Annotated in this window: 6 protein-coding genes and 1 pseudogene; all 7 read left to right on the top strand. The window is 58.3% G+C overall.

Annotation, left to right across the window (positions count from 1 at the left end; all coding sequences use genetic code 11):
- A partial coding sequence (locus F8N21_RS29435) for a DUF2345 domain-containing protein (RefSeq protein ID WP_150645470.1) occupies positions 1-1,362 on the top strand: 1,362 nt, incomplete at its 5' end.
- A 5-nt stretch (positions 1,363-1,367) separates the two neighbouring features.
- Entirely contained in the window at positions 1,368-2,141 is a 774-nt protein-coding gene (locus F8N21_RS29430; RefSeq protein ID WP_150645469.1) for a hypothetical protein, read from the top strand.
- A 93-nt stretch (positions 2,142-2,234) separates the two neighbouring features.
- Positions 2,235-2,615, top strand: a complete 381-nt coding sequence (locus F8N21_RS29425) for a hypothetical protein (RefSeq protein ID WP_150645468.1) — start codon at positions 2,235-2,237, stop codon at positions 2,613-2,615.
- A gap of 104 nt (positions 2,616-2,719) precedes the next feature.
- Entirely contained in the window at positions 2,720-4,759 is a 2,040-nt protein-coding gene (locus F8N21_RS29420) for a lipase family protein (protein ID WP_150645467.1), read from the top strand.
- Between the two features lie 245 nt (positions 4,760-5,004).
- Positions 5,005-5,250 (top strand): PAAR domain-containing protein, encoded by a 246-nt coding sequence (locus F8N21_RS29415; RefSeq protein ID WP_224788316.1) that lies wholly within the window; start codon positions 5,005-5,007, stop codon positions 5,248-5,250.
- A 3-nt stretch (positions 5,251-5,253) separates the two neighbouring features.
- Positions 5,254-6,417, top strand: coding sequence for a hypothetical protein (locus F8N21_RS29410; protein ID WP_224788315.1), 1,164 nt, complete (start codon positions 5,254-5,256; stop codon positions 6,415-6,417).
- A pseudogene (locus tag F8N21_RS29405) lies at positions 6,414-7,302 on the top strand (type VI secretion protein VasK); the annotation flags it as partial. The gene F8N21_RS29410 and the pseudogene F8N21_RS29405, both read left to right, overlap by 4 nt.

Genomic DNA, 7,302 nt, shown 5'->3' with positions numbered 1-7,302 from the left:
GCGGTGGCCTTCGAACAAGGCGACCCGGACCGCCCCTACATCGCCCACGCCCTGCACGACAGCCAGCACCCGGATCACGTGACCCTGGGCAAACGTGACTACACCCGCAACGTGCTGCGCACCCCGGCCAACAACAAACTGCGCCTGGAGGACAACCGCGGCCAGGAGCACGTCAAGCTCAGCACCGAGTACGGCGGCAAGAGTCAGTTGAATCTGGGGCATGTGGTGGATGCCCAGAAGCAGAAACGTGGTGAAGGGTTTGAGCTGCGGACTGATGAGTGGGGGGCTATAAGGGGCGGAAAAGGCCTGTTCCTCAGTGCCGACGTGCAGCCCAAAGCTCAGGGTGAGCAACTCGACATGAGCGCTGCCATTGAGCAACTGGAAAGCGCGCTGTCGCTGGCCCGCTCCCTGGCCCAGGCGGCCCGTAGCGCGCAAGCGACGCCCGGCGATACCGACAGCCAGCAACGGCTGGTTCAGGCACTCAAGGGCCTGGCGCAACCTGGGGTACTGCTGCATGCCCCGGCAGGCATCGGCGTGGTCAGCCCTGAAGCCGTATGCCTGTCCTCTGGCAGCGAAAGCGTGGCCATCATGGCCGCGCACAACACCGACATCAGCGCCGGGCGCGACATTACCGCCACCGCCGAGGGCGGCGTCAGCCTGTTCGCGCAAAGCTCCGGCATGCAACTCAAGGCCGCTCAAGGCAAGGTCGAGCTGCATGCGCAAAGCGGCATCCTCCATGCCTTGGCGAAGACCGACGTCAAGATCGAAAGTGTGGAAGGGCGCGTGGAGATCAGCGCCCCGGAGGAACTGCTGCTGAACTGCGGTGGCGCGTACATCCGCCTGAAAGATGGCGAGATCGAACTGGGCGCGCCCGGCAACCTCTACCTCAAGGTCGCCCACGTGCAACAACTCGGCAGTGCCAGCTTGAATACTCCGGTAACAGTGCTACCGGCGGGTTACTCCGCCGGCTACACCCTAAGGGATGAGGCCCAGGCGCCGATGCCGTTCACCCGCTACCGGATCACCACCCAACAGGGTGAGGTGTTCAACGGGGTGACCGACAAGGATGGCCAGACCATGAGCGTCCATACCCTGATGCCGGGAGACTTGAAGATCGAGTTCCCAGAGTCCGAAAAGTGGATCAGTTTTTCTGCTCCGCCTGAACTGAACTACCAAGGCATAAAGTGCACTGCCACCATGGATGATGGAGCAGTTCTACACGGCGAATTCGATAGTGAGAACAAGGCGAATTTTTATTCTTTTGCAGGGAAGTCTTGCGTCAAATTCGAGGTGGAGAACCTGGATCGGCAGGAGAGTGTGCTCAGTGGTGCTGAAAAATTGCTAAGGGAACTTGCGGAGTAAATATTATGGATTCTTTTTATCGGTACTACTTGGCTGAAAAGATTCATCCCGTTGATGATGACGTTTTAGAGAAAACCCTTGAAAGCTTTGAGGGGGCGGCGCTTAAATTTTCTTCGGATTTTATAAGCGATGCAAAACAGCGTGATAACTACAATCACAACGTCAAGAGGATCAAGGCTGAAGTCCTGGCGCAAGTGAAGTCTGGCAAGGTTTCGGTAAAAGAAGCAGCGGAATTCTGCTACGAAATGCGAAACAAGATTATGGCTGAGGTCAGAGCGAAGACGTCCGTGCATGGGCTGGCTGTTGCGGAAAAAAAGAAAATGGTTTCCCCCAGTCTGGAGAAATTGATAGATGATAAGGCGCTTGGAAAGTTTGGTAAAAAATTTGGCGAGCTGAGCGCTCAGCAAAAAAACGCTATTCATTATGAAATTATTGAGTCCTCGGCGAGACCGCATGCTAAATACAATGTGCTCAATAAAACATTAAAGATAACTGGCAAGGTGCTGATAGTCGTCACTATCGCTTATGCCGCATACGACATCGTCAGTGCTGAGAACAAAGCAAAAGCGGCAATCAAGCAGGGAGTCACGATAGGAGGCGGCGTTGTGGGGACTATTGCCGCTAGCGCCGCTGTGTCAACAGTGTGTGGGCCGGGAGCACCTGTGTGCACGATTGCACTTATGCTCGCTGGTGGATTTGCGGGTGGGTGGATCGCATCGGGATTTATGGAGTCAATGGACGATGAAATTGAAGAGTTTACTAAATGGCAGGTCAGATAGCGTGGCGAAAAAGTGTTTGGGATTTTAGTTGGGCGGAGAAGGGAAGTTTCGACGGTGATGCAGTGGTTTGTAAGGGGATATATTGGAGGTCTAATGAGCTTCGTGTTGATTAATCTGTTTTTGGTACTTGCATCGCTGTTGGTCGGCCTTATTGGTGTGGGTGTAAGTTGTTATATTGGTTATCGTGATTTGGATGTGGTACTGAATATTTTTAAAAACAGTTACGCCGTCACATACTATGGAAGGATGCCGCCGGGCAAATGGTCGTTCGCCACGCGACTTTCTTTAGCGTCCAATTTGTCGGGAATCATTGCTTGGTCGAGTAGATATATTCAAAGTGGGATGCTTGATCCTGAAGAACTTGCTCGTTTGCCAGCATCAATAAAAACGCGCATGAAGTGGTCTTCCGGGCTTACGACTGGTGGGTTTTTAGGGTGGTGTGTGGTTTGCGTCGTGTTTGTGGTTTTCAAGTAGTTGGTTGGGTTGTGTCAGTGTAGTAGCACTAATTGAATCGTATATCGATAAATAATCATTTGCGACACTTCAATCGGTCGGAATATCAGTATTAAAGGATGGACATGAACGACACTCTTCACCGTACGGACACACTCAACCCACGCAAGGATGTGACTTGCGGTAAACAGAAACAGCACTGGATCGAGTTTCAGTTGCTGGACGAGCAGGGCGATGTTCTGGCGAACCTGCCTTACCGAGCGGTGAACGACGCCACCCGCGTGGCCTGCACTCCTGAATGTGCAGGCCGGAGCGATGCCCAAGGTGTAGTCCGCATTGACGGCCTGCACTCGCTGCCCATCACCTTGCTGATGGAAGCCGACCCTCTGGCCGAGCAACTGCAAACCCGTCGCCTGCGTGCCGAACGGCCCGAACCGCCCCGGCCTGGCGTGGCTGACCACACCCAACTGCATGGTCCGCAGCGCTCGGGCTTCTCGCCCATAGAGCAGCAGGCCCTCGCGGCAGGTCATGCCTACTACTACCTGCGCATCGGCCAATTGTGTGATCAACAGCCGAACTTCGACCCGCCCTTGGCGGACCCGAGTCAGCTCCCGGCTTTCCACTTCCCGGACCTGGACTTCGGCGGTTTCACCGTCAGCGGCGAGCAGTTGAATCGCCGTCATGTGCTGGAAGTCTGCCCGTTTCGCGCCTGGTCGATGGTCTTGCACCACCAAGCCGAGTACAGCCTGGCCAACGCCTACAACCTGGGGTTGATGAGTATTCTGGCGTACAGCTCGCTGTCCGAAACGGAGCTTGGTTCGGCTGAGGAGTTTTTTCTGCAGCAATGCCTGGATCTGTCTCGTACGCCAAGGGTATGGGACACCGGACAGGCGTGGCCTTGCCTGGTAATCGATGTGCCGTTCAGTCAACGTTACACCCAAGCAGTAATGCTAGACACCCGCATGGCTGAGCCGCCGGAAGGCAATACCCAACTGTTTTACGCCATCAGTGCATCCCAAGTACTGGTCGCCTGGCGGGGCACCGAGATGACTTTCCCTTTCTCCGACTTGGCGACGGACCTGGTTTTTCGCCCAACCAAGCCTGATGTAAAGGCCAATTGCGAGCCCAAGGTGCCCTGCGCCGACCTGACCCCGGAAGGCAGTGTGCATCTGGGCTTTCGCGATGCGTTCGAGGTGGCCAGTAGGATTTATACCGAGGATCTGGGTAAGACGATCCCTAAAGAAGCTCAGTTTAAAGAACTGTTCATCTGTGGCCACCGCCTAGGCGGTGCATTGGCGCTGATTCATGCGGCAGCTCTGCAAAAGTACTACCCATTGCTGTACACCTATGGCATGCCGCGCACCTTCACCCTCAAGGCTGTGCAGTCCCTGAACGAGTTGTGGCACTTCCGTCATGTCAACGACACCGACGTCATCCCCCGTGTGCCACCCGAGGCGGCATTGGACAACTACCTGTACGACCTTTACGGCCCGATGGGCTCGCTGGTGGGCTTTAGCTGGTCGGTACGCCAGGCAGCGCTCAGCACGCTGTTCAAATACGATGACCCATTCAGCCATCACGGCGAAATCGCCCTGCTCTTCCGGGCCGAACAACACACTGAGCAACCAGGCACACAGTACCCCGCCTACCGCAACCCACAAGGCGTGCCCTACCGCAGCATTATCACCCGCCAGTTGCAGGAAAAGGCCAGGCTGTACCTGGTGCCTAGCCTAAGTGAGGCCGACGACCGCCAGGCCGAGCAGGCTCAGGAACGCCTGAACACTTCGCTGAACGCGGAGAGCCGGGCCAGATTCTTTCCGCGCTTCGGCAACCCCGAGGTTGGCAGGATGCTGGGAGTTGGCGATCACTTCATGTCGGAGTACCAACCCTATATCCACAATCAACTGCTGGAGTCGATCGACCCTGCGCGCGATCCGTTGCTGGAACGGCAGGTGCTGCGGCGCAAGTTCGAACAGCAGATGAAGGACCATTACGGAAGCATTCCCCCAGATGAATTCGCCCGCAATCGCGTGTTCCTCGAGCTGCAGAAGCTGATCAACCAGACCTTGCACGTAACGCAGGAGACTGAGGGCGGCGCCGAGGCGTTACAGCGCTTCGATGCCGTGGCCGACCCGCAGGCCTATTACGAGAAAACCTACGGTTGAGTCCGTCAACACAGCCAAGAGACAAGCCCGTGACCCACAGGATTCCCGTCGTTCTATTCGCCCTGTGCTTCAGCTTACAGGCCATTCGCCTGGCTGCGGAGAGCAAGTAATGCACTGTGCTATCTCGCTACGTCACTTTGTTCTCGCGCCTCGTCGCTGATTTTTTCTAGAAGACACTTACTGCCAGTCATTGGCCCACCCTTTAACTATTGGAATTACCTCGTATGTCCCAGGGATTTGTTTTGTTGGGTGATAAGACCACCCACGATGGAGAAGTGATATCGGCCTCGTCCACGACGATCGTGCATGGCAAGCCAGTGGCGTTGGTGGGCGATGAGGTCCGTTGCCCGAAGCGGGGACATGGGGTTAACCCGATTGTCGAGGGCTGCGCGGACTGGTCCGAGAATGGCCGGGCGTTGGTGGTCGATGGTTGCCGCAGTGAATGCGGTTGCCAGGTGATTTCCAGCGCTCCCGATTGCGTGGTGGGTTGAGCCATGGGCTGGGATCGTCAACCACCGGATGTGGTGGAAGCTCCAGCGTCCCTTGTGCTGGGCCGTTGGGTAGTGGCGGCAGCGGGGGCGGTGTTGGCCTGCGTGCTGCTGTTCTTGCTGTATGCCTCCGAGCGTGTGCCGCACCTGCAGGTGCTGAATGTCTGGGCATTGTCCGGTTCGCCGTTGTTGATCTGGGTACTGGCGTTCGCTGCCCGCGCCTATGTCTACGGTGGGGCTCTGAGCCATCACCAGTTCCTCGAGGAGGAGGCCCAAGGTGCGCAGCAGTCCTGGCAGGACTGGGCACAGCGCTATCTGGCGGTGCATGGCAGTTGCGTGCTGCTGCCGGATCAGGTTTGCGCCAGCCTGCTGACTCAAGGCCCACGCAGCCTGCCACCCCGTACCGGGCTGGCACGGCGCATTGCGGCTTTGCCAGCGCAGAAGGAGGAACGCGCGCAGGCCGGGCTGCAGTTGTTGTTCCCGGCACTGGGGCCGGCCCTGCAGGTCTTGCCTGCGGAGCAGGAATTGCGAATCACCCTATTGAGCGATGTCGAGTCCGGGAAATACGAAGCTTTGTGCGATGCCTTCCAGCAGAACTGGGCCAATACGACACGTCGAGCGCCGCCAGCATCGGTCACCCTGGTCGCCGAATTGTCGTATCAGTGGATCGACGAAAAGCTGAAGACGGCCAGCACAGCCTTTGAATTGATTCTGGTGCTGCAGGTGCACGGCGAGGCGGCGTACTCCGATGGGCTAGCGGCATTGCTGCTGTGTCCGGACAGTCTGGCGCTCGCGTGGGAACTGTCGGTAAAGGGGGGCCTGTTGCGCCCGATGCCGTTGGACATCAACCAGCTGAAGAGCGAGCTGCCGCTGTTCCTGCAAACCCAAACACGCGCTCGCCAGGCCACGGGGCTGTTGGCCGACGGTGCTGACTGGCAGCCGCTGACCGGCAAGATCATTGCGGCTGGTGGTATCCACGGTGCTTCGCTGAAGGTGGAGCAGCTGTGGATTCAGGAGTTCCTGTGTGGACTACCAGGGCCGTTCAGTAGCTGGCTGCTGGCAGCACTTGGGGTGGAAATGGCTCGACATCAGCGGCGGCCTCTGGTGGTGCTGACCCAGGACGCGTCGCGGCATTGGATCAGCACCGTCAGCACAGGAGAGTGCGTATGAAGACCGGGAGTAATGCATGGCGCTATATCGGCGCGGCTGTGTGGGTCATCGCGCTGGTGGCGGCACTGGCATGGGCGATTTGGGGGCATGGCGAATGGCTGGGGTTGGTGGAAAACCACCACAAGCTGTTTGCCTTTTTACTGGCCATTATCGTCGCTGTGGTGGGGTATCTGGCGCCACGTCTGTTGATGCATCTCAAACGCCAAAGCCACCGCGAGCAGGGGCAGGCGGATAAGGTCTATCCCGAGGCGGACGCACGTTTAGTATTGCCTCAGCGACCGGTTTTCCGGCTCTCGGAGCTGCTCGAGCACCTCCACGATCGCTACGGTCTCTTCTGGCGGCGCAAGATTCGTCTGCTATTGGTCGTCGGTGAACCGGCGCAGATCGAAGCCATTGCCCCAGGCCTGGCCAAGCAACGTTGGCTGGAAGGGCAGGACACGCTGCTGCTGTGGGGCGGCAGCGTGCAGATCACGCTGGATGAGTCGGTGCTCGAGCAGTGCCGCAGGCTGAGCCGCTGGCGTGGACTGGACGGGGTGGTCTGGGCGTTGAACAAAACCCAGAGCGCCGATGTGGCCCTGATGGGCGCGGGTATGCGCCGCCTGCGGGACCTGGCCCGGACGCTGGGCTGGCAATTACCATTGCACCTGTGGCAGGTCTGCGACAGTGAGTGGCCGCAGCCCACCCGCACGACCCAGCCGGTGGGTTGTCGGCTTCCAGCACGCTTCACCGCGGTGCAGCTGGACACCTGTCTGGAGCGTTTGCTGGAGCCGCTACGTCAGCAGGGTCTGGCACAAATCCAGGCACAGATGGGCCATGACTTCCTGCTGCGCCTGTCCCGCGATCTGCAGGCCGAGGGCATGGCCCGCTGGCGCCAGGCGCTCGGAC

Source organism: Pseudomonas fluorescens (assembly GCF_902497895.1).
Taxonomy (GTDB): Bacteria; Pseudomonadota; Gammaproteobacteria; order Pseudomonadales; family Pseudomonadaceae; genus Aquipseudomonas; species Aquipseudomonas fluorescens_BP.
The sequence above is the reverse complement of the archived record's forward strand: the minus strand, read 5'-3'. Positions and strand labels throughout refer to the sequence as shown.